General features: G+C 71.4%; 22 protein-coding genes. 1 reads left to right on the forward strand and 21 read right to left on the reverse strand.

The genetic code is table 11. From position 1 onward, the window contains the following. Window positions 1-58: 58 nt before the first annotated feature. The 6 genes from carB to pyrR all read right to left on the reverse strand — a co-directional run bounded on the left by carB (window position 59) and on the right by pyrR (window position 7,998). On the reverse strand, window positions 59-3,367 hold the full coding sequence (carB, locus tag ACFY7C_RS31680) for a carbamoyl-phosphate synthase large subunit (protein WP_389657228.1): 3,309 nt from the start codon (window positions 3,365-3,367) through the stop codon (window positions 59-61). After that, on the reverse strand, window positions 3,360-4,502 hold the full coding sequence (carA, locus tag ACFY7C_RS31685; protein WP_389657231.1) for a glutamine-hydrolyzing carbamoyl-phosphate synthase small subunit: 1,143 nt from the start codon (window positions 4,500-4,502) through the stop codon (window positions 3,360-3,362). The genes carB and carA overlap by 8 nt, the downstream gene beginning before the upstream one ends. Then, complete coding sequence (locus tag ACFY7C_RS31690; RefSeq protein WP_389657234.1) at window positions 4,499-5,083, reverse strand: hypothetical protein; 585 nt, start codon at window positions 5,081-5,083, stop codon at window positions 4,499-4,501. The genes carA and ACFY7C_RS31690 overlap by 4 nt, the downstream gene beginning before the upstream one ends. Further along, on the reverse strand, window positions 5,080-6,366 hold the full coding sequence (locus tag ACFY7C_RS31695) for a dihydroorotase (protein ID WP_389657237.1): 1,287 nt from the start codon (window positions 6,364-6,366) through the stop codon (window positions 5,080-5,082). Before ACFY7C_RS31695 ends, ACFY7C_RS31690 begins: the two co-directional genes overlap by 4 nt. A gap of 7 nt (window positions 6,367-6,373) precedes the next feature. Continuing rightward, window positions 6,374-7,351 (reverse strand): aspartate carbamoyltransferase catalytic subunit, encoded by a 978-nt coding sequence (locus ACFY7C_RS31700; protein WP_389657240.1) that lies wholly within the window; start codon window positions 7,349-7,351, stop codon window positions 6,374-6,376. Window positions 7,352-7,434: 83 nt separating this feature from the next. Then, window positions 7,435-7,998, reverse strand: a complete 564-nt coding sequence (gene pyrR, locus ACFY7C_RS31705) for a bifunctional pyr operon transcriptional regulator/uracil phosphoribosyltransferase PyrR (RefSeq protein ID WP_389657243.1) — start codon at window positions 7,996-7,998, stop codon at window positions 7,435-7,437. A gap of 246 nt (window positions 7,999-8,244) precedes the next feature. Between pyrR and bldD the strand changes: the two genes are divergently transcribed. Then, window positions 8,245-8,745 (forward strand): transcriptional regulator BldD, encoded by a 501-nt coding sequence (gene bldD / locus ACFY7C_RS31710; RefSeq protein WP_030355502.1) that lies wholly within the window; start codon window positions 8,245-8,247, stop codon window positions 8,743-8,745. 156 nt (window positions 8,746-8,901) lie between these two features. Here bldD and nusB read toward each other — a convergent pair whose 3' ends face one another. The 15 genes from nusB to ACFY7C_RS31785 form a co-directional block, all read right to left on the reverse strand. Continuing rightward, window positions 8,902-9,339, reverse strand: a complete 438-nt coding sequence (nusB, locus tag ACFY7C_RS31715; RefSeq protein ID WP_389657246.1) for a transcription antitermination factor NusB — start codon at window positions 9,337-9,339, stop codon at window positions 8,902-8,904. Window positions 9,340-9,341: 2 nt separating this feature from the next. Further along, window positions 9,342-9,908 carry an elongation factor P gene (gene efp / locus ACFY7C_RS31720; RefSeq protein ID WP_389657249.1) on the reverse strand — a complete coding sequence of 189 codons (567 nt, stop codon included), beginning with the start codon at window positions 9,906-9,908 and terminating at the stop codon, window positions 9,342-9,344. Between the two features lie 48 nt (window positions 9,909-9,956). Continuing rightward, window positions 9,957-11,063 carry an aminopeptidase P family protein gene (locus ACFY7C_RS31725; protein ID WP_389657251.1) on the reverse strand — a complete coding sequence of 369 codons (1,107 nt, stop codon included), beginning with the start codon at window positions 11,061-11,063 and terminating at the stop codon, window positions 9,957-9,959. Between the two features lie 78 nt (window positions 11,064-11,141). Then, window positions 11,142-12,005, reverse strand: a complete 864-nt coding sequence (locus tag ACFY7C_RS31730; protein ID WP_389657254.1) for an AAA family ATPase — start codon at window positions 12,003-12,005, stop codon at window positions 11,142-11,144. A 104-nt stretch (window positions 12,006-12,109) separates the two neighbouring features. Continuing rightward, entirely contained in the window at window positions 12,110-12,556 is a 447-nt protein-coding gene (gene aroQ, locus ACFY7C_RS31735; RefSeq protein WP_389657257.1) for a type II 3-dehydroquinate dehydratase, read from the reverse strand. Next, on the reverse strand, window positions 12,553-13,647 hold the full coding sequence (gene aroB, locus ACFY7C_RS31740) for a 3-dehydroquinate synthase (protein ID WP_389657259.1): 1,095 nt from the start codon (window positions 13,645-13,647) through the stop codon (window positions 12,553-12,555). Before aroB ends, aroQ begins: the two co-directional genes overlap by 4 nt. Then, window positions 13,644-14,162 carry a shikimate kinase gene (locus ACFY7C_RS31745; protein ID WP_389657262.1) on the reverse strand — a complete coding sequence of 173 codons (519 nt, stop codon included), beginning with the start codon at window positions 14,160-14,162 and terminating at the stop codon, window positions 13,644-13,646. Before ACFY7C_RS31745 ends, aroB begins: the two co-directional genes overlap by 4 nt. Further along, entirely contained in the window at window positions 14,159-15,343 is a 1,185-nt protein-coding gene (gene aroC / locus ACFY7C_RS31750) for a chorismate synthase (protein WP_389657265.1), read from the reverse strand. The genes ACFY7C_RS31745 and aroC overlap by 4 nt, the downstream gene beginning before the upstream one ends. 131 nt (window positions 15,344-15,474) lie before the next feature. Further along, the gene (locus ACFY7C_RS31755) at window positions 15,475-15,696 is read right to left on the reverse strand and encodes a hypothetical protein (RefSeq protein ID WP_389657268.1); all 222 of its coding nucleotides are present in this window, start codon (window positions 15,694-15,696) and stop codon (window positions 15,475-15,477) included. 42 nt (window positions 15,697-15,738) lie between these two features. Beyond that, window positions 15,739-16,566, reverse strand: coding sequence for a shikimate dehydrogenase (locus tag ACFY7C_RS31760; RefSeq protein WP_389657271.1), 828 nt, complete (start codon window positions 16,564-16,566; stop codon window positions 15,739-15,741). Then, window positions 16,563-18,230: an endolytic transglycosylase MltG gene (mltG, locus tag ACFY7C_RS31765; protein ID WP_389657275.1), complete on the reverse strand. Its 1,668-nt coding sequence runs from the start codon at window positions 18,228-18,230 to the stop codon at window positions 16,563-16,565. The genes ACFY7C_RS31760 and mltG overlap by 4 nt, the downstream gene beginning before the upstream one ends. A gap of 101 nt (window positions 18,231-18,331) precedes the next feature. Continuing rightward, window positions 18,332-18,796 (reverse strand): Holliday junction resolvase RuvX, encoded by a 465-nt coding sequence (ruvX, locus tag ACFY7C_RS31770; protein WP_389658128.1) that lies wholly within the window; start codon window positions 18,794-18,796, stop codon window positions 18,332-18,334. Window positions 18,797-18,798: 2 nt separating this feature from the next. After that, complete coding sequence (alaS, locus tag ACFY7C_RS31775; RefSeq protein ID WP_389657278.1) at window positions 18,799-21,468, reverse strand: alanine--tRNA ligase; 2,670 nt, start codon at window positions 21,466-21,468, stop codon at window positions 18,799-18,801. Next, a complete protein-coding gene (locus ACFY7C_RS31780; protein ID WP_389657281.1) occupies window positions 21,468-21,809 on the reverse strand; it encodes a DUF6167 family protein in 342 nt (113 codons plus the stop codon). The genes alaS and ACFY7C_RS31780 overlap by 1 nt, the downstream gene beginning before the upstream one ends. 5 nt (window positions 21,810-21,814) lie before the next feature. Then, complete coding sequence (locus tag ACFY7C_RS31785) at window positions 21,815-22,246, reverse strand: DUF948 domain-containing protein (RefSeq protein ID WP_389657284.1); 432 nt, start codon at window positions 22,244-22,246, stop codon at window positions 21,815-21,817. Between the last annotated feature and the right edge of the window lie 121 nt (window positions 22,247-22,367).

The following is a 22,367-nucleotide window of genomic DNA, read 5'->3' on the forward strand; positions in this document are numbered from 1 at the left end:
GAAGGGTGTCCTCAGCAAGAGGGGGACACCGTTTTCTCGGTGTCCCCCTTGTGGGCTGCTAGTCGCGGGCCGCGATCAGATGCGCCGCGTGTTCCTGGAGCGAGCGGACGCCCACGTCGCCGTGGCCCAGCGCCTCGATGCCCTGGACGGCCGCGGCGAGCGCCTGGACCGTGGTCAGGCACGGGACGCCGCGCGAGACCGCCGCCGTACGGATCTCGTAGCCGTCGAGGCGGCCACCGGTGCCGTAGGGGGTGTTGACGATGAGGTCGACCTGACCGTCGTGGATGAGCTGGACGATCGTCTTCTCGCCGCCGGGGCCCTCGCCCTCGCTGAGCTTGCGCACGACGGTGGCGTTGATGCCGTTGCGCTTGAGGACCTCGGCGGTGCCGGAGGTGGCGAGCAGCTCGAAGCCGTGGGCGACGAGCTCGCGGGCCGGGAAGATCATCGAGCGCTTGTCGCGGTTGGCGACGGAGATGAACGCGCGGCCCTTGGTGGGCAGCGGGCCGTAGGCGCCGGCCTGCGACTTGGCGTACGCCGTGCCGAAGACCGAGTCGATGCCCATGACCTCGCCGGTGGAGCGCATCTCCGGGCCGAGGACGGTGTCCACGCCGCGGCCGTGGATGTCGCGGAAGCGCGACCACGGCATCACGGCCTCCTTGACGGAGATCGGCGCGTCCAGCGGCAGGGTGCCGCCGTCGCCGGTCTTCGGCAGCAGGCCCTCGGCGCGCAGCTCGGCGATGGTGGCGCCCAGCGAGATGCGGGCGGCGGCCTTCGCGAGCGGCACCGCGGTCGCCTTCGAGGTGAAGGGGACGGTGCGGGAGGCACGCGGGTTGGCCTCCAGGACGTACAGGATGTCGCCGGCCATCGCGAACTGGATGTTGATCAGGCCGCGTACGCCGACGCCCTTGGCGATGGCCTCGGTGGAGGCGCGCAGCCGCTTGATGTCGAAGCCGCCCAGCGTGATCGGCGGCAGGGCGCAGGCCGAGTCGCCGGAGTGGATGCCGGCCTCCTCGATGTGCTCCATGACGCCGCCGAGGTAGAGCTCCTCGCCGTCGTAGAGCGCGTCGACGTCGATCTCGATGGCGTCGTCGAGGAAGCGGTCGACGAGGACCGGGCGGGTCGGGGAGATCTCGGTGGACTCGGCGATATACGCCTCCAGGCGCGCCTCGTCGTAGACGATCTCCATGCCGCGGCCGCCGAGCACGTACGACGGGCGTACGAGGACGGGGTAGCCGATCTCGTCGGCGATGGCCTTGGCGCCGGCGAAGGTGGTGGCGGTGCCGTGCTTGGGGGCCGGCAGACCCGCGTCGGCGAGCACCTGGCCGAAGGCGCCGCGGTCCTCGGCGGCGTGGATGGCCTCCGGAGAGGTGCCGACGACCGGCACGCCGTTGTCCTTGAGGGCCTGGGCGAGGCCCAGCGGGGTCTGGCCGCCGAGCTGGACGACGACACCGGCGAGCGGGCCGGCGAGCGACTCGGCGTGGACGATCTCCAGCACGTCCTCGAGCGTCAGCGGCTCGAAGTACAGGCGGTCGGAGGTGTCGTAGTCGGTGGAGACGGTCTCCGGGTTGCAGTTGACCATCACGGTCTCGTAGCCGGCGTCGCTGAGCGCGAAGGAGGCGTGGACGCAGGAGTAGTCGAACTCGATGCCCTGGCCGATGCGGTTCGGGCCGGAGCCCAGGATGATCACCGCGGGCTTCTCGCGCGGTGCGACCTCGGTCTCCTCGTCGTAGGACGAGTAGAAGTACGGGGTCTTCGCGGCGAACTCGGCGGCGCAGGTGTCGACCGTCTTGTAGACCGGGCGGACGCCGAGGGCGTGCCGGACCTCGCGGACGACGTCCTCGCGCAGGCCGCGGATCTCGGCGATCTGGGCGTCGGAGAAGCCGTGGCGCTTGGCCTCGGCGAGCAGCTCGGGGTCGAGCTTCTCGGCCAGGGCGAGCTCGTCGGCGATCTCCTTGATGAGGAAGAGCTGGTCGACGAACCAGGGGTCGATCTTGGTGGCCTCGAAGACCTCCTCGGGCGTGGCGCCCGCGCGGATGGCCTGCATGACCGTGTTGATCCGGCCGTCGGTCGGGCGGACCGCCTCGCGCAGCAGCTCGGCCTTGTCGCCGGGCTCGCCGGTGAAGGCGAACTGGCTGCCCTTCTTCTCCAGGGAGCGCAGGGCCTTCTGGAGGGCCTCGGTGAAGTTGCGGCCGATCGCCATGGCCTCGCCGACCGACTTCATGGTCGTGGTCAGCGTGGAGTCGGCGGAGGGGAACTTCTCGAAGGCGAAGCGCGGGGCCTTGACGACGACGTAGTCGAGGGTCGGCTCGAAGGAGGCCGGGGTCTTCTCGGTGATGTCGTTGGGGATCTCGTCCAGCGTGTAGCCGACGGCCAGCTTGGCGGCGATCTTGGCGATCGGGAAGCCGGTGGCCTTGGAGGCGAGCGCGGAGGAGCGGGAGACGCGCGGGTTCATCTCGATGACGATGATCCGGCCGTCGTCCGGGTTGACCGCGAACTGGATGTTGCAGCCGCCGGTGTCGACGCCGACCTCGCGGATGATCGCGATGCCGATGTCGCGCAGTCGCTGGTACTCGCGGTCGGTCAGCGTCATCGCCGGGGCGACGGTGATGGAGTCGCCGGTGTGGACGCCCATCGGGTCGAAGTTCTCGATGGAGCAGACGACCACGACGTTGTCGGCCTTGTCGCGCATCAGCTCCAGCTCGTACTCCTTCCAGCCGAGGATGGACTCCTCCAGGAGCACCTCGGTGGTCGGGGAGAGCGTGAGGCCCTGGCCGGCGATGCGGCGCAGCTCCTCCTCGTCGTGGGCGAAGCCGGAGCCGGCGCCGCCCATGGTGAAGGAGGGGCGGACGACGACGGGGTAGCCGCCGAGGGTGTCGACGCCCTTGAGGACGTCGTCCATGGAGTGGCAGATCACGGACCGGGCGGACTCGCCGTAACCGATCTTGGCCTTGACGGCCTCGACGACGCCCTTGAAGAGGTCGCGGTCCTCGCCCTTGTGGATGGCGTCCACGTTGGCGCCGATGAGCTCGACGCCGTACTTCTCCAGCACACCCTGCTCGTGCATGGAGATCGCGGTGTTGAGCGCGGTCTGGCCGCCCAGGGTGGGCAGGAGGGCGTCGGGGCGCTCCTTGGCGATGATCTTCTCGACGAACTCGGGGGTGATCGGCTCGACGTAGGTGGCGTCGGCGATCTCCGGGTCGGTCATGATCGTGGCCGGGTTGGAGTTGACCAGGATGACGCGCAGGCCCTCGGACTTGAGGACCCGGCAGGCCTGGGTGCCGGAGTAGTCGAACTCGGCGGCCTGGCCGATGACGATCGGGCCGGAGCCGATGACCAGGACGGACTGGATATCGGTGCGCTTAGGCACGCTCGGCCTCCATCAGAGAAACGAAGCGGTCGAAGAGGTACGCGGCGTCGTGCGGGCCCGCGGCCGCCTCGGGGTGGTACTGGACGGAGAAGGCGGGCTGGTCGAGCAGCTGCAGGCCTTCCACGACGTTGTCGTTCAGGCACACGTGGGAGACCTCGGCACGCCCGAAGGGGGTGTCGGAGACCTTGTCGAGGGGCGCGTCGACGGCGAAGCCGTGGTTGTGCGCGGTGACCTCGACCTTGCCGGTGGTGCGGTCCTGGACGGGCTGGTTGATGCCGCGGTGGCCGTACTTCAGCTTGTACGTGCCGAAGCCGAGGGCGCGGCCGAGGATCTGGTTGCCGAAGCAGATGCCGAAGAGCGGCGTCCTGCGCTCCAGGACGGCGCGCATGACGGCGACGGGGCCGTCGGCGGTGGCGGGGTCGCCGGGGCCGTTGGAGAAGAACACGCCGTCGGGGTTCACCGCGAAGACGTCCTCGGCGGTGGCGGTGGCGGGCAGCACGTGGACCTCGATGCCGCGCTCGGCCATCCGGTGCGGGGTCATGCCCTTGATGCCGAGGTCGACCGCGGCGACGGTGAACTTCTTCTCGCCGATCGCGGGGACGACGTAGGTCTCCTTGGTGGCGACCTCGGCGGAGAGGTCGGCGCCCTTCATCTCGGGCTGCTGGCGGACCTCCGCGAGCATGGTGCCCTCGTCGGGCAGGGCGCTGCCGGAGAAGATGCCGACGCGCATGGCGCCGCTCTCGCGCAGGTGGCGGGTGAGGGCGCGGGTGTCGATGCCCTGGATGCCGACGACGCCCTGGTGGCGCAGCTCCTCGTCGAGGGAGCGCTGTGCGCGCCAGTTGGAGGAGACGCGGGCGGGGTCGCGGACGACGTAGCCGGCCACCCAGATGCGGGCGGACTCGGGGTCCTCGTCGTTGACGCCGGTGTTGCCGACGTGGGGGGCCGTCATGACGACGACCTGGCGGTGGTACGACGGGTCGGTCAGGGTCTCCTGGTAGCCGGTCATGCCGGTGGAGAACACGGCCTCGCCGAAGGTCTCCCCCACGGCCCCGTAGGCGCGGCCGCGGAAGATGCGGCCGTCCTCCAGGACGAGTACGGCGGGAACCTTGCTGGCTCCCCTGGTGGAGGTCGTCATCGTGCGGTGCCTTCCGTCGTGCTTGCGTGGTTCGGGGTGGTGAGGGCGTTGACCGCCTCGACCCAGGCGGCGTGCTCGGCCGCGCGGTCGGCGCGGAAGCCGGAGTCGAGCAGCTTGTCGCCGTGGGCCCAGGTGACGACCAGCAGGCCGCCCTCGGCGAGGACCTTGCCGGCGATGCCCTTGTCGAGGCGGGCCTCGCGCAGGGCGGCGGCGGGGATCAGGAAGTCGTTCGCCCCGGGGCGTACGACCGAGATCCCGGCGTCGGTGAGCGTGAGCTCGGCGCGGCTGCGGGTGCCCAGGCCGTGGGCGACGATCCGGTCGAGCCACTGTCCGGCGGTGGTGGAGCCGTGGTAGCGGCCCTGGAGCGTCAGCCGCGGCTCATCGGGCGCCTCGGGGACGGCGGGGAGCGGCGGGAGGTCGGACTGGAGGCTGCCGCGCCACTTCCATCCCTGGCGCATCAGCCAGTAGACGAAGGCGATGAAGAGCAGCAGTCCGGCGACCCAGCCGAGCCGTCCGGCCCAGTCGGTGACCTCGGCCGATTTCTGTTCGGCTTCGGCGGCCAGGTGGATGAGTGGTGTCACGCCAGCTTCCCGTCGACGAGCGTTGCCCGGCCCCGCAGGAACGTGTGGGTGACGCGTCCCGGAAGCTCGCGGCCCTCGTAGGGGGTGTTGCGGCTGCGGGAGGCGAAGTCGGCGGGGTCCACGACACCACGGTATGCCGGATCGACCAGGGTCAGGTTGGCGGGCTCACCTGCCGAGACGGGGCGTCCGTGGCCCTTGGCCTGCCCGATCCGGGCGGGGTTGACGGACATCCGGTCGGCGACGCCGGCCCAGTCGAGCAGGCCGGTCTCCACCATCGTCTGCTGGACGACGGACAGGGCGGTCTCCAGGCCGACCATGCCCATGGCGGCGGCGGCCCACTCGCAGTCCTTGTCCTCGTGGGGGTGCGGGGCGTGGTCGGTGGCCACGATGTCGATGGTGCCGTCGGCCAGGGCCTCGCGCAGGGCCATCACGTCGCGCTCGGTGCGCAGCGGCGGGTTGACCTTGTAGACCGGGTTGTACGTCCGGACCATCTCGTCCGTGAGGAGGAGGTGGTGGGGGGTGACCTCGGCGGTGACGTCGATGCCGCGGGACTTGGCCCAGCGGACGATCTCGACGGAGCCGGCCGTGGAGAGGTGGCAGATGTGGACGCGGGAGCCGACGTGCTCGGCGAGGAGGACGTCGCGGGCGATGATCGACTCCTCGGCGACGGCCGGCCAGCCGCCGAGACCGAGCTCGGCGGAGACGACGCCCTCGTTCATCTGGGCGCCCTCGGTGAGGCGGGGCTCCTGGGCGTGCTGGGCGACGACGCCGCCGAAGGCCTTCACGTACTCCAGGGCGCGGCGCATGATCACGGCGTCGTCGACGCACTTGCCGTCGTCGGAGAAGACGGTGACGCCGGCGGCGGAGTCGTGCATGGCGCCGAGCTCGGCGAGCTTCTTGCCCTCCAGGCCGACGGTGACGGCGCCGATGGGCTGCACGTCGCAGTAGCCGGCCTCCTTGCCGAGCCGGTAGACCTGCTCGACCACGCCGGCGGTGTCGGCGACGGGGAAGGTGTTGGCCATGGCGAAGACGGCGGTGTAGCCGCCGGTGGCGGCGGCGCGGGTGCCGGTGAGGACGGTCTCGGAGTCCTCGCGGCCGGGCTCGCGCAGGTGGGTGTGCAGATCGACCAGGCCGGGCAGGAGGATCCGGCCCTCGGCCTCGATCACCTGGGCGTCCTCGGCCGACAGGCCGGTTCCGACCTCTGCGATGACCTCGCCGTCGATCAGGACGTCCTGGGCCTCGCCGCCGAGCACCTTCGCACCACGGATCAGGATCTTGCTCATGCGCTTCTCAGTTCTCCTCGGTACGGGCGTGGGTGGCGGCGGGCTCGGAGCCGCCGAGCAGCAGGTAGAGGACGGCCATGCGGATGGAGACGCCGTTGGCGACCTGCTCGACGACCGTGCAGCGGTCGGAGTCGGCGACCTCGGCCGTGATCTCCATGCCGCGGACCATGGGCCCGGGGTGCATGACGATGGCGTGCTCCGGCATCTTCGCCATCCGGTGGCCGTCCAGCCCGTAGCGGCGCGAGTACTCGCGCTCGGTCGGGAAGAAGGCGGCGTTCATCCGCTCGCGCTGCACACGCAGCATCATGACCGCGTCGGACTTCGGCAGCACGCTGTCGAGGTCGTAGGAGACCTCGCAGGGCCAGGTCTCGACGCCGACCGGGACCAGGGTGGGCGGGGCCACCAGGGTGACCTCGGCGCCGAGGGTGTGCAGCAGGTCGACGTTGGAACGGGCGACCCGGCTGTGCAGGACGTCGCCGACCAGGGTGATGCGCTTTCCGGCCAGGTCCTTGCCGAGACCGGCGTCGCGGCCGACGAGGCGGCGGCGCATGGTGAAGGCGTCGAGCAGGGCCTGGGTGGGGTGCTGGTGGGTGCCGTCGCCGGCGTTGATGACGGGGGCGTCGATCCAGCCGGAGGTGGCCAGGCGGTACGGGGCGCCGGAGGCGCCGTGGCGGATGACCACGGCGTCGACGCCCATCGCCTCCAGGGTCTGGGCGGTGTCCTTGAGGGACTCGCCCTTGGAGACGCTGGAGCCCTTGGCCGCGAAGTTGATGACGTCGGCGGACAGGCGCTTCTCGGCCGCCTCGAAGGAGATCCGGGTGCGGGTGGAGTCCTCGAAGAAGAGGTTGCAGATCGTGCGCCCGCGCAGGGTCGGGAGCTTCTTGATGGGCCGGTCGGCCACCCGGGCCATCTCCTCGGCGGTGTCGAGGATGAGGACGGCGTCGTCGCGGGTGAGGTCGGCGGCCGAGATGAGGTGACGCATCATCGGGGTTTCTCTCCGTGGTGGGGAGGAGGTGGGCATGCGGGTGCGCAGGGCTGTGCCCCGGACCCGTCGTGGGCCGGTCCGGATCAGGAGGCGGGCTTGCTGCCGAGCAGGACGGTGTCGCGACCGTCCTCCTCGGCGAGCTGGACCTTGACCGTCTCCCGCAGCGACGTGGGGAGGTTCTTGCCGACGTAGTCGGCGCGGATCGGGAGTTCGCGGTGGCCGCGGTCGACGAGGACCGCGAGCTGGACGGCACGGGGGCGGCCGATGTCGCCGAGGGCGTCGAGGGCGGCGCGGATGGTGCGGCCGGAGAAGAGGACGTCGTCGACGAGGACGACGAGGCGGCCGTCGATGCCGTCTCCGGGGATCTCGGTGCGGCCGATGGCGCGCGCCGGCTTCATCCGCAGGTCGTCCCGGTACATGGTGATGTCGAGGGAGCCGACCGGGATCTTGGCGCCGGTGATCGACTCGAGCTTCTCGGCCAGCCGGCGGGCGAGGAAGACGCCGCGGGTGGGAATGCCGAGGAGGACCACGTCGTCGGCGCCCTTGGCACGTTCGACGATCTCGTGGGCGATGCGGGTCAGGACCCGCGCGATGTCCGGGGCCTCGAGAACGGGCCGGGCGGCATCGGTCTGCTGCTGTGCGTCCATATGAAAACGGACCTCCTTCTCCGCCTCACGGGACGGACCTTAAAGGACGTCGGAATTGCGCCGTCCACCTTACCAGGGGCGGATGGGTGCCCTGCTCACCCCTGGGGCGCCACTCCGTGCGCCGTCCCTCGGGAGTGGGCGGTATGGACCATTCGGCTTGACGGGAGAGTGTCACGCTGCGTAACCTCACAGTGAGTTACCAGCCGCGCGGCGCAGCCGCATGTCGTCACAGCGTCCGGGAGCGTTATGTCCAGCGAATACGCAAAGCAGCTCGGGGCCAAACTCCGTGCGATCCGCACCCAGCAGGGCCTTTCCCTCCATGGTGTGGAGGAGAAGTCCCAGGGCCGCTGGAAGGCGGTCGTGGTCGGTTCGTACGAGCGTGGCGACCGTGCGGTGACCGTGCAGCGTCTGGCCGAGCTGGCGGACTTCTACGGTGTGCCGGTGCAGGAGCTGCTGCCGGGGACCACGCCGGGCGGGGCCGCCGAGCCGCCGCCGAAGCTGGTCCTCGACCTGGAGCGCCTGGCCCACGTCCCCCAGGAGAAGGCCGGCCCGCTCCAGCGCTACGCGGCGACGATCCAGTCGCAGCGCGGCGACTACAACGGCAAGGTGCTGTCGATCCGCCAGGACGACCTGCGCACCCTCGCCGTCATCTACGACCAGTCCCCCTCGGTCCTCACCGAGCAGCTGATCAGCTGGGGCGTGCTGGACGCGGACGCGCGCCGCGCCGTCGCCCACGAGGAGGGCTGACCGCCCTGACCCCTTCTCGGGTCACCGCAGAAACGTGCCGCCGGGCCCTGGGAGTCACCGACTCCCAGGGCCCGGCGCTTTCCCGCCCACCGCCCAGGCACGTCGAAGGGGCCCGCAGCACCGAGTGCTGCGGGCCCCTTCGACCGCCAGGGGGGACTAGACGTCCGCGTCCCGGCGCAGGCGCGGCTTCAGGTCCTTGAAGCGCGCGAGCAGACCGTTGACGAAGGTCGGCGACTCGTCCGTGGAGAACTCCTTGGCGAGCTGCACGGCCTCGTCGATCGCCACCGCGTCCGGGGTGCCGTCGTCCCAGATCAGCTCGTACGCGCCGAGGCGCACGATGTTCCGGTCCGCGACGGGCATCCGGTCGAGGTCCCAGTCCACCGCGTAGGTCGCGATCAGCTCGTCGATCCTGGCGATGTGCTGGGCGTAGCCCTCGACGAGCTGCATGGTGAAGTCGTTGACCGGCGGCTGGCGGTCGTCGGCCCGGTGGAGCCGGACCTGGTCCGCGAGGACTTCCTGCACCGAGGCACCGCGCTGATCGGCCTCGAACAGGATCTGGAAGGCCCGCCTGCGGGCCTTGCTCCGGGCGGCCACGGTTAGCTGTTCACCCGGCCGAGGTAGTCGCTGGTGCGGGTGTCGACCTTGATCTTCTCACCGGTGGTGATGAAGAGCGGGACCTGGATCTCGTGGCCGGTCTCCAGGGTGGCGGGCTTGGTGCCACCGGTGGAGCGGTCGCCCTGGACGCCCGGGTCGGTGTGCTGGACGGTCAGCTCGACGGCGGCGGGGAGCTCGACGAAGAGGACCTCGCCCTCGTGCCGCGCGACGGTGGCGGTGAAGCCCTCGATGAGGAAGTTGGCGGCGTTGCCGACGGCCTTGCGGTCGACCATCAGCTGGTCGTAGGTCTCCATGTCCATGAAGACGAAGTACTCGCCGTCCATGTAGGAGAACTGCATGTCACGGCGGTCGATGGTGGCCGTGTCGACCTTCACACCCGCGTTGAAGGTCTTGTCGACGACCTTGCCGGACATGACGTTCTTGAGCTTGGTGCGCACGAAGGCCGGGCCCTTGCCGGGCTTGACGTGCTGGAACTCGACGACGGACCAGAGCTGGCCGCCTTCGAGCTTGAGCACCAGGCCGTTCTTGAGGTCGTTCGTGGAAGCCACGGTTGCGGAATCTCCTGGACTGACGTGGACCCCGGAGGCGTACGCGCCCTACAGCGCGAGCAGCTCCTTGGTCGTGATGGTGAGTAGCTCGGGTCCGCCGTCCGCCTCCTGGCGCACGACGAGCGTGTCATCGATCCGGACCCCGCCCCGGCCCGGGAGGTGGACCCCCGGTTCGACGGTGACCGGCACACAAGCGTCCAGTTTACCCATGGCCGCGGGTGCGAGCTGCGGGTCCTCGTCGATTTCCAGGCCCACGCCGTGCCCCGTGAGGGCCGTGGTGTCGTCGCCGTGGCCCGCCGCGGCGAGAATCTGCCGGGCCGCGCGGTCCACGTCGCGGTACGCGGCGCCGGGGGCGAGCGCCTCGCGTCCGGCCCGCTGAGCGGCGAAGACGAGGTCGTAGAGCTCGATCTGCCAGTCGGCGGGGCTGGTGCCGATGACGAAGGTGCGGCCGATCTCGCAGCGGTAGCCGCGGTAGTTGGCGCCGAGGCAGACGGAGAGGAAGTCGCCCTCCTCCACCCGCCGGTCGGTGGGCCGGTGCCCGGCCCGCCCGGAGTGCGGCCCGGTGGCCACGGAGGTGGGGAAGGCGGGCCCGTCGGCGCCGTGGTCGACGAGCCGGCGTTCCAGCTCCAGGGCGAGGTGCCGCTCGGTCCTGCCGACCAGGATCGACTCCAGGAGCTCACCGAGGGCCTGGTCGGCGATCTCGGCGGCGATCCGCAGACAGGCGATCTCGTCCTCGTCCTTGACGATCCTCAGCTGCTCGACGGCCGAGGACAGGTCGGCCAGCCGCAGGCCGGGCGCGACGGAGCCCATGGCCCGGTGGCGGGAGACCGTCAGATGGTGCTCCTCGACGGCCAGGGCGTCCGCTCCGGCCTTGCGGGCGAAGTCGACCGCGGCGACCGCCGGGTCGCCGCCGTCCGTGGGCAGGGCGAGCCGGCGCAGGAGCTCGTCGAGCCGACCGTCGGCCGGATCTCCGCCCGGGGCGGTCGGGCACAGCAACACGTCCTCGTCGGGGCCGAGCAGGAGCACGGCGCCGGCGGGCGAGCCACCGGTGAGGTAGCGGACATTGGCGGGGCGGGTGACCAGGGCCGCCGCGTTGCCGGCGGCCGCGCACCGGTCGCGCAGCCGCATCCGGCGGTCCGCATACAGCTCTGACATGTTCCGAGCCTACGAGCGCCCGGGCGCCCCGGCCTGTTGTGCGCGGCCGACCGGGAGCCGACCGCTCAGGAGGAGCGCTCAGGACTGCGGCTGGCCGGATATCGCGCGGGCGAGGACCTCGTCCAGGACGCGGGCGGTGGTCTCCACGTCGTACGTGGAGTTGTCGATGATCGGCAGGCCGGAGCCGTACCAGCCGGCCATCCGCCCGTGGATCGCGGCGACCTCCTCGTCCGCGAGACGACGGTTGCCGCTGCGTTCGGCGTTGCGCTCCAGGACCACGTCGAGGCCGGGCAGCAGGACGACAGGGAGCAGACCCGGGCCCACATGGCGTTTCCAGCCGCCGAGGCCGACGACGGGCCAGTCGGGGAAGACGGCGTCGTCGAGGATGCAGGAGATGCCGTTGGCGAGGAAGTTGCGGGCGGCGAAGCCGCAGGTGCGGCGGGCCAGCCGGTACTGGGCCTCGGAGTTCTCGTTCCAGCCGGACTGCGGGTCGGCGAAGCCGGAGCAGACCCACTCGCGCACGTCGTCGAGGCTGATGTGGGCCGTCGGCACGCTCCGGCGGCCGGCCCAGTGCCGGGCGACGGTGGTCTTGCCGGCGCCGGCCGGGCCGATGAGCAGCACGGCGATGGTGGCGGTGCCGGCCGCCGGGGGCGGCGCCGTGAGGTGTCCGGTGACCTGCGGTCCTGCGACGGGCCCGGTGACCTGCGGACCGGCGGTCTGCGGGCCGCCGACGGGCCCGGCGGCCGGTGCGCCGCTCCAGCCGGCCGGCGGGCCGGGCGGCGGGCTCTGGGGCACGGGCGGAGCCGGGTAGGGGTGGTGCGCGTGCGCCGGGGGGACCGGCGGCGGTCCGCCCTGGGCCCGGGCGCCGGGGGCGCCGGGAGCCCAGTGGGTGTGGCCGGCGGGTTCGTTCGGTGGCAACGGAGCCCCCATCCCGTGCTGCATCCGGTGCCCACTCCGTCCCTGCGCCGATGATTCCGTCGTTGCCGGAACGTTACCGCCCCCGGCTTCTCCAGGGGAAACGGCCGGGGGCGGATCGACGTGCCCGGTCAGGAATCGAGCTCCTCCGCGAGCGCGCGCAGGGCGAGCCGGTAGGAGCCGATGCCGAAGCCGGCGACGGTCCCGGTGGCCACGGCGGCGACCACCGAGGTGTGCCGGAACTCCTCGCGGGTGTACGGGTTGGAGATGTGCACCTCGATCAGCGGCGCGGTGCGCTGGGCGGCGGCGTCACGCATCCCGTACGAGTAGTGCGTGAAGGCGCCCGGGTTGAGGACGACCGGCAGGGAGCCGTCGGCGGCCTCGTGCAGCCAGCGGATCATCTCGCCCTCGTCGTTGGTCTCCCGCACCTCGACGTCGAAGCCGAGCTCCTCGCCGAGGGCGCGGCAGGACTCCACGAGCCCCTTGTAGGAGGTGGCGCCGTAGATGTCGGGCTCCCGGGAGCCGAGCCGGCCCAGGTTCGGGCCGTTCAGCACGAGGACGCGGCGGCGCTCGCTCACGCGGACACCTCTCCGTACGCGGCGATCAGCACGGCCGGGTCGGGGCCCTCCAGGACGGTCGGCTTGCCGAGCCCGTCGAGGACGATGAAGCGCAGCAGGTCGCCGCGGGACTTCTTGTCGACCTTCATGGTCTCCAGAAGCTTGGGCCACTGGTCGCCTCGGTAGGTGAGCGGCAGTCCGACCGACTCCAGGACGGCGCGGTGCCGGTCGGCGGTGGCGTCGTCGAGGCGGCCGGCGAGGCGGCCGAGCTCGGCGGCGAAGACCATGCCGACCGAGACGGCGGCGCCGTGGCGCCACTTGTACCGCTCGTTCTTCTCGATGGCGTGGGCGAGGGTGTGGCCGTAGTTGAGGATCTCGCGGCGGCCGGCCTCCTTGAGGTCGCCGGAGACGACCTCGGCCTTGACCCTGATCGACCGCTCGACGAGCTCGGCGGTGTGCGGTCCGGCCGGGGTGCGGGCGGCCTGCGGGTCGGCCTCGATCAGGTCGAGGATGACCGGATCGGCGATGAAACCGGCCTTGATGATCTCGGCGAGACCGCTGACGTAGTCGTTGACCGGCAGCGAGTCGAGCGCGGCGAGGTCGCAGAGCACGCCGGCGGGCGGGTGGAAGGCGCCGACGAGGTTCTTGCCCTCGGCGGTGTTGATGCCGGTCTTGCCGCCGACGGCCGCGTCGACCATCGCGAGGACGGTGGTGGGCACCGCGATCCAGCGCACGCCCCGCAGCCAGGTCGCGGCGACGAAGCCGGCCAGGTCGGTGGTGGCGCCGCCGCCGACGCCGACGATGACGTCGCTGCGGGTGAAGCCGGTCTGGCCGAGCGCCTTCCAGCAGTAGGCGGCGACCTCGGCGGTCTTGGCCTCCTCGGCGTTGGGCACCTGGATGGCGACGGCCTCGTAGCCCTGGTCGGCGAGGTCGGCGCGCAGCGCCTCGCCGGTCTCGGCGAGCGCCTCCGGGTGGATCACGGCGACCCTCTTGACCGACGGGCCGAGGAGCCCGGGGAGCTCGCCGAGCAGCTGCCGGCCGACCAGCACCTCGTACGGGTCGGTGCCCGCGGAGCCGCCGACCTGGATACGGGTCACTTCCTGGTCCGTCATACGTCCTTCAACTCCAGTGCGTCGAGGATCGCGTCGGCGACCTCTTCGGGCGTGCGCTCGTCGGTGGCGACGACGACACGCGCGACTTCTTCGTACAGGTGGCGGCGCGCCTCCATCAGCTCGCGCCACTGGCGGCGCGGGTTGACGGCGAGCAGCGGCCGGGCGGCGCCGAGGCCGACGCGGCGCACGGCGGCCTCGACGTCCATGGAGAGGTACGCGACGGGCAGCCCGCGCAGCAGGGCGCGGGTGCCCTCGTCGAGCACGGCGCCGCCGCCGAGGGCGAGGACGCCCTCGTGCTCGGCGACGGCCGTGCGCACGGCCTCCCGTTCGAGTGCGCGGAAGTGGTCCTCGCCGTCCTCGACGAAGACGTCCGCGATCTCGCGTCCCTCGGCGGCGACGATGTCGGCGTCGGTGTCCCGGTAGGCGGCGCCGAGCCGTTCGGCCAGGAGCGCGCCCACGGTGGACTTGCCGGAGCCCATCGGGCCGACGAGGACGACCAGCGGGCCGCCGGTCACCGGATGTGGAGGTTGTCGAGGTAGCCCTGGACGTTGCGGCGGGTCTCGGGGACCGAGTCGCCGCCGAACTTCTCCAGGACGGCGTCGGCGAGGACGAGGGCGACCATCGCCTCGGCGACGATGCCGGCGGCCGGGACGGCGCAGACGTCGGAGCGCTGGTGGTGGGCCGCGGCGGCCTCGCCGGTGGCCACGTCGACGGTCGCGAGGGCGCGCGGGACGGTGGCGATCGGCTTCATGGCGGCGCGGACGCGCAGCAGCTCGCCGGTGGTCAGGCCGCCCTCGGTGCCGCCGGAGCGGCCGGAGGTGCGCCTGATGCCGTCCTCGGTGGCGACGATCTCGTCGTGGGCCTGGGAGCCGGGGACGCGGGCGAGCTCGAAGCCGTCGCCGACCTCGACGCCCTTGATGGCCTGGATGCCCATGAGGGCGGCGGCGAGCCGGGCGTCGAGCCGGCGGTCCCAGTGGACGTGGGAGCCGAGGCCGACGGGGACGCCGTAGGCGAGGACCTCGACGACGCCGCCGAGGGTGTCGCCGTCCTTGTGGGCCTGGTCGATCTCGGCGACCATCGCCTTCGAGGCGTCGGCGTCGAGGCAGCGGACCGGGTCGGCGTCGAGCTTCTCGACGTCGGCGGGGGTCGGGTAGACGCCGTACGGGGCCTTGGCGGCGGCGAGCTCGACCACGTGGGAGACGATCTCGATGCCGGCCGCCTCCTTCAGGAAGGAGCGGGCCACGGCGCCGAGGGCGACGCGGGCGGCGGTCTCGCGGGCGCTGGCGCGCTCCAGGATCGGCCGGGCCTCGTCGAAGCCGTACTTCTGCATGCCGGCCAGGTCGGCGTGGCCGGGGCGGGGGCGGGTCAGGGGCGCGTTGCGGCCCGTCTCCTTGAGCTCGGACGGGTCGACCGGGTCGGCCGACATGACCTTCTCCCACTTGGGCCACTCGGTGTTGCCGACCATGACGGCGATCGGCGAGCCGAGCGAGAGGCCGTGGCGGACGCCGCCGAGGAAGGTGATCTCGTCCTGCTCGAACTTCATGCGGGCACCGCGTCCATAGCCGAGGCGCCGCCGCGCGAGATGGTCCGCCACCAGCTCCGTGGTGACCGGAACGCCGGCCGGAAGTCCCTCAAGGGTTGCAACCAGCGCGGGTCCGTGGGACTCCCCCGCCGTCAGCCAACGCAACCTGCTCAACGATGCTCCTCATGCTCGCGCCTGGGCACTGCGACGGCGCGACCGGGGTGCGCGGCCCTGGTCCGCCACCCCCGATCCTCCCACGTCCCGGCGGTCGATCGATCGCCGGTCCACGGGTCGGGACACATGTCTCACGTGTCGGCCGGGGTTTCCGCCGCGTCGGGCGGCGTGGCGCCCCGCTCCCGCCACCAGTCCCGGACCCGGGTCCCTATCACCCAGAGGACGAAGGCGCCTCCCAGGATGAGGACGGGATATCGGATCCATTCCGGCAGCGCCATGAACGCGATCCTGATCAGTCCCCACACCAGATGCGCGAGATCGAATCCAATATCCCATTTCGACGCGAGTTCCACGCCGCCCCCCTTGCCTTACGACGTATCTGTTCTTCTGCGTTCTCAGCGCTCGGCGAGCGCCTTCTCCCCCGCCGCCCGCATCGCCGCCAGCGGGCCCGGAGCGCGGCCGGTCATCTGCTCGACCTGCAGCACCGCCTGGTGGACCAGGAGGTCGAGCCCGCCGACGACCTTGCCGCCGCGGGCCGACCAGGCGGCGGCGAGGCGGGTGGGCCACGGGTCGTAGAGGACGTCGAACAGGGTGCCGGGCGTGTCGGGGACGGACGCGGCGAGCGCGTCCGTGGTCCCGGCCGGGGTGGTGGCGATCACCAGCGGCGCGCCGAAGGCCTCGGCGGCGGCGTCCCAGGCGGCGGTGCGCACGTCGACGCCGAGCCGCTCGCCCCAGCCACGCATCTCCTCCGCGCGCGCCTCACTGCGGACGTACGCGGTGACGGGACCCGAGCAGATCCGGGCGAGCGCGGCGAGCGCCGAGGAGGCGGTGGCACCGGCGCCGAGGACGGCCGCGGAGTCCACCTTCTCGACGCCCCGCTCGCGCAGGGCGGCGATCATGCCGGGGATGTCGGTGTTGTCGCCGACCCGGCGGCCGTCCTCGGTGAGGACGACCGTGTTGACCGCCTCGACCGAGGCGGCGGTGTCGGTGACCTCGTCGAGCAGCGGGATGATCGCCCGCTTGAGCGGCATGGTGAGCGACAGGCCCGCCCAGGACGCGTCCAGCCCGCCCACGAAGCCGGGCAGCGCGGCCTCGTCGACCTCGAAGCGGTCGTACGACCAGTCGTCGAGGCCGAGCTCCCGGTACGCGGCCCGGTGCAGCACCGGCGAGAGGGAGTGGGCGATGGGCGAACCGAGGACGGCCGCCCGGTGTCTCGTACTCACTGCCCCGACTTCTCCCGCTCCTTCTCGTACTCCGCGACGTTCTTGTTGTGCTCGGCGATCGTCACGGCGAAGACCGTCTTGTTCTCGTTGATCGACACGAAGTAGTACCACGGGCCGGGCGTCGGGTTCAGGGCCGATTGGACGGCCTCGAGACCCGGGTTGCTGATCGGGCCGGGGATCATGCCCTGGACGCGGTAGGTGTTGTACGGGTCCTGGATCTTCCGCAGGTCCTTGACCGCGCCGACGTCGAGGGTGCTCTCGCCCCTGAGGTAGTTGACCGTGGAGTCGAACTCCAGCCGGCCCACGGTCTCCATGTTGCCGGGCTTGAGGCGGTTGTAGACGACCCGCGCGACCTTGTCGAAGTCGTGCTTGTACTTGCCCTCGACCTGCACGAGGCTCGCGACCGTGATGAGCTCCCACGGTCCCTTCAGACCGAGTTCCCGCGACTTCGTGTCGAGGTCGAGCTTGGTGTACTCGGCGTTCGAGCGCGCGACCATCTTGCGCAGGACGTCCTCGGGCTTGGTGCCCTTGGCGACCGGGTAGCTCGCCGGGAAGAGGAAGCCCTCCAGCGGGTCCTTGACCTCGGGGTGGTTCTTGGCCCAGTCGGGCAGGCCGAGGCTGTTCGCCTGTTTGACGGCGATGCCCTTGGTGGTGCCCGGCTTGAGGTCGAGCCGCTTGTCCAGCTGGTCGTAGATCCAGGCGTTGCGCTTGCCCTCGGGGATGACGAAATTGGCCTGGCTCACCGGGTTGAGCATGAGCGCGACGGCGCTCTCCGCCGACATCTCCTTCTTGAGGGTGTAGACGCCCGCCTGGATGAGCTGGCCCTTGGGGTTCTTCTGCTGGGCCGAGACGAAGGCGTCGACGCTCTTAACGACACCGTTCTTCTTGAGGATGTTGCCGATCTCGTAGCCGAGGGCGCCCTTGGGGATCTCGACCTGGACCTCTCCGCTGCCCTGGCCCGTGTAGTCGGGTGCCGCACCGAACTGGCCCTGCCAGAACTGGTAGCCGAAGTAGCCGACGCCGCCGACGCCGCCCACGAGGACGAGCGCCACGATGAGGCAGGCGACCCCGTTCTTGGCCTTCTTGCCCTTGTTCTTGTTCTTGTTGCCGCGACGGTCACGGCCGGCGCGGCGACCCACCGGCGCCTCGTCCCGGTCGTCGCGCTCGTCGTAGTCGTCGTCGGGCGCGTCCTCACCGGTGAAGAAGGGATGCCGCTCCTCTTCCCGCGGCTCCGCCTCCCAGTCGGTCACCGGCTGCGGCGGCACCTGTCGGCGGCCCGGGGGCTGCGGCGGCGGATAGGCCTCGGGGGTGCCGTAGAGGTCGGGGTTCTGGCCGCCGTAGGGATCGGCGGGCGGGGCGTTGTACGGCATGGCCGCCTGGCCCGTCTCCCAGGTCGTGTCGTACTGCTGTGCGGGATACCCGGGCGTGTCGTAACCGCCCGGGTTCCCGTACTGCTGCTCGCCGTACTGCTGTGCGCCGTAGTCCTGCGGCTGCTGCTGGTACATGCCGTCGGCATATGCCTGCTGCTGCCCGTACGGGTCCTGGTGGCCGTACTGCTGCGGCTGCTGCGGGTACTGCTGCTGGCCCTCCCACCCCTGGTCCCCGTACAGCGGGTCCGTGGGGTGCCACGGTTCGGAGCCGGGGCTCCGGCCATACTCAGTCATCGATCCCCAAACAGCCGCGAGGCTTCCGGACGTTCCGCCTCTACGTTGTGCGGCAGCTGTTCGAACACCGCCGCATCGCGCGGAACGTTACCGTATCGCGATCAGATGACCACTTCGACGCCCTCGCCGGGCGGATTACCTGATACCCGTTCGGACTCAAGAGCTGCCTGAAGGATGATCACAGCGGCGGCCTGATCGATGACGGACCGCCCCTTCTTGGCCTTCACTCCGGAGGCCCGCAGCCCCTGGGTCGCCGTGACCGTCGTCATCCGCTCGTCCACCAGGCGGACCGGCACCGGGGCGATGCCCTTGGCCATCTCCCGGGCGAAGGCACGGACCTTGGTCGCGGCCGGGCCCTCCCGCCCGCTGAGCGAGCGGGGCAGACCCACGACAACCTCGATCGGCTCGTACTCCTCGACGATCTGGCGGAGCCGCCGGTGGGCGGCCGGGATGTCACGTCCCGGCACGGTCTCCACCGGCGTGGCCAGGACCCCGTCGGGGTCGCACGAGGCGACCCCGATCCGGGCGTCCCCGACGTCGACCGCGATACGGCGTCCGCGACGCATCGTCACGCGGTCTCCACCGCGAGACGCTCGACGGCCTCGATGGCCTCGCCGACGGCCTGCGGGTTCTGACCGCCGCCCTGGGCGACGTCGGGCTTGCCGCCACCGCCGCCGCCGAGGGTCTTGGCGGCCGTGCGGACCAGCTCGCCGGCCTTGAAGCCGCGCTCACGGGCGGCCTCGTTGGTGGCGATGACCGTGAGCGGCTTGCCGCCCACGGTGCTGAACAGGGCCACCACGGCCGGGCGGTCGGACGGGATGCGGCCGCGGACGTCGAGGACCAGCTTGCGCAGGTCGTCGGCGCCGGTGCCGTCCGGCACCTGGCCGGTGACCAGGGCGACGCCCCGGACGTCCTTGGCGGACTCGACCAGACCGGCGGCTGCCTGCAGGACCTTCTCCGCGCGGAACTTCTCGATCTCCTTCTCGGCGTCCTTCAGCTTGCCGAGCATGGTGGAGATCTTCTCCGGCAGCTCCTCCGGGCGGCCCTTGACCAGCTCCTGGAGCTGGGCGACGACCGTGTGCTCCTTGGCGAGGAAGCTGTACGCGTCGACGCCGACCAGGGCCTCGATGCGGCGCACGCCGGAGCCGATGGAGGACTCGCCGAGCAGCTTCACCAGACCCAGCTGGGCGGTGTTGTGGACGTGCGTGCCGCCGCACAGCTCCTTGGAGAAGTCGCCGATCGTCACGACGCGGACCTTCTCGCCGTACTTCTCGCCGAACTCGGCGATGGCGCCCTGGCGCTTGGCCTCGTCGATCGGCATGACCTCGGCGTGCACGTCGAGCTCGCGGGCGAGGACCTCGTTGATCTTCTGCTCGACGTCCATGAGGACCGTGCCGGGAACGGCGTTCGGCGAGCCGAAGTCGAAGCGGAAGCGGCCGGGCTGGTTCTCGGAACCGGCCTGGGCGGCCGTCGGGCCGAGGGCGTCGCGCAGCGCCTGGTGGGTCAGGTGGGTGGCCGAGTGGGCGCGGGCGATGGCCCGGCGGCGGCGCACGTCGATGGCGGCGTAGGCGGTGGCGCCCACGGTCACCTCGCCGACCTGCACCGATCCCTTGTGCACGGAAACGCCCGGGACCGGCTGCTGCACGTCGCGGACCTCGATGACGGCGCCGGAGTGCAGCTTGATGCGGCCCTGGTCGGCGATCTGGCCGCCGCCCTCGGCGTAGAACGGGGTGCGGTCGAGGACGACCTCGACCTCGTCGCCCTCGGTGGCGGCCGGCGACGGGACGCCGTTGACCAGCAGGCCGACGACGGTGGTCTCGCCCTCGGTGTTGGTGTAGCCGGTGAACTCGGTGGCGCCGGCGGCGTCGGCGATCTCGCGGTACGAGGTGACGTCGGCGTGACCGGTCTTCTTGGCCTGGGCGTCGGCCTTGGCGCGCTCCCGCTGCTCCTTCATCAGGCGCCGGAAGCCGTCCTCGTCCACGGACAGGCCCTGCTCGGCGGCCATCTCCAGGGTGAGGTCGATCGGGAAGCCCCAGGTGTCGTGGAGCAGGAACGCCTTGTCGCCGGAGAGGACCGTGCCGCCGGCGGCCTTGGTCTCGGTGACGGCGGTGTCGAGGATGTTGGTGCCGCCCTTGAGGGCCTTCAGGAACGCGGCCTCCTCGGCGAGGGCGACCGTCTCGATGCGCTTGCGCTCGGTCTCCAGCTCCGGGTACTGCTCGCCCATCGTCGTGATGACGGTGTCGACGAGCTCGCCGACGACCGGGCCGGTGGCGCCGAGCAGGCGCATGTTGCGGACGGCGCGGCGCATGATGCGGCGCAGCACGTAGCCGCGGCCCTCGTTGCCGGGGGTGACGCCGTCGCCGATGAGCATCACGGAGGTGCGCATGTGGTCGGCGACCACGCGCAGCGAGACGTCGGTGTCGTGGGACTTGCCGTAGGCGACGCCGGTGAGCTCGGTGGCCTTGTCGATGACGACCTTGAGCGTGTCGGTCTCGTACATGTTCTGCACGCCCTGGAGGATCATCGCCAGGCGCTCCATGCCGAGGCCCGTGTCGATGTTCTTGGACGGCAGGTCGCCGAGGATCTCGAAGTCCTCCTTGCCGATGCCCCGGCCCCGCTCGTACTGCATGAAGACGAGGTTCCAGATCTCGACGTACCGCTCGTCGTTGACGGCGGGGCCGCCCTCGACGCCGAACTCGGGGCCGCGGTCGTAGTTGATCTCGGAGCAGGGGCCGCAGGGGCCGGGCACGCCCATGGACCAGAAGTTGTCCTTCTTGCCCAGGCGCTGGATGCGCTCGGCGGGGACGCCGACGACGTCGCGCCAGATCTGCTCGGCCTCGTCGTCGTCCTGGTAGACGGTGATCCAGAGCTTCTCCGGGTCGAGCCCGTAGCCGCCGTGCTCGACCGAGGAGGTCAGCAGCTCCCAGGCCAGCTTGATGGCGCCTTCCTTGAAGTAGTCGCCGAAGGAGAAGTTGCCGCACATCTGGAAGAACGTGCCGTGGCGGGTGGTCTTGCCGACCTCTTCGATGTCCGGCGTGCGCACGCACTTCTGCACGCTCGCGGCGCGCGGGAAGGGCGGCTTGACCTCGCCCAGGAAGTAGGGCTTGAAGGGCACCATGCCGGCGGGGACGAGCAGCAGAGTCGGGTCGTCCGCGATGAGCGACGCCGAAGGGACGACGGTGTGCCCGCGCTCCTCGAAGAAGCTCAGCCAGCGGCGGCGGATTTCAGCCGACTCCATCAGTGGTCCTCATTCCGGTTGTACGAAAGCGAATAGGTGGTCGTGTCTGTGGGGGTGTGGGGCCCGAGCGCGGCCCGGCGGCGGGACGCCGGGAGCTCGTGCTCCGGGTCCACCGGTGCGTCGAGGCCGAGGGCCTCGCCGAGCTCGGCCTCCCGCTGGAGCATGTTCGCCCGCACGTCGAGGGCGAAGTCCTTCAGCCGGTGGCCTGCCTCGACGGCCTTGTCGGCCGCCTGGGCGGCGAGGCTCTCCGGGGTCAGCTGCCTGAGCTTCCGGTTGACCTTGGTGGTGGCCCACACGCCGGCGGCTGCGCCCGCGGTGAACCAGAACGTACGGCGGAACATGGTGCTCAGCCCTTCTGCTTCCGGCGCCTCGCGGACGGCACGGTGCGACCGACGATCACAGTACGCCGCTCGCGCGCGGGCGGCGTGTCCTGCCGGTCCCGGCCCAGCGCCTTGCGCACTCCGTAGCCGAAGGCGGCGACCTTGACCAGCGGGCCGCCGAAGGTGGAGGCGACGGTGGTGGACAGCGCGGAGGCGTTGGAGGTGACCTCCTGGACGTCCGAGGCGATGGCGTCGACCCGGTCGAGCTGGGTCTGCGCGGAGCGGACGGTCGCGGAGGCGTCGGCGAGCAACGGGACTGCCTGGTCGGTCACATCCGCCACGAGCTTGGTGGTCGCCTTGAGCGTCTGCGCCAGTCTCACCAGCACCACGGCGAGGAAGGAGACGAGAATCGCCCAGAACACGGCCACCAGGATCCCGGCAACCTCTCCACCGGTCACTCCGCACCGCTCTCTGCTGTCGTCGGGCCCCGGACGGTCGTCGGACCCGTGCTGATATACGTCCTCCGACCCTATCGCGCCCGAGGTCGGGCGCCCTACCGCATTACCGCCCGCGGGGAGG

The sequence above is a fragment of the Streptomyces sp. NPDC012769 genome, from assembly GCF_042901205.1.
Taxonomy (GTDB): domain Bacteria; phylum Actinomycetota; class Actinomycetes; order Streptomycetales; family Streptomycetaceae; genus Streptomyces.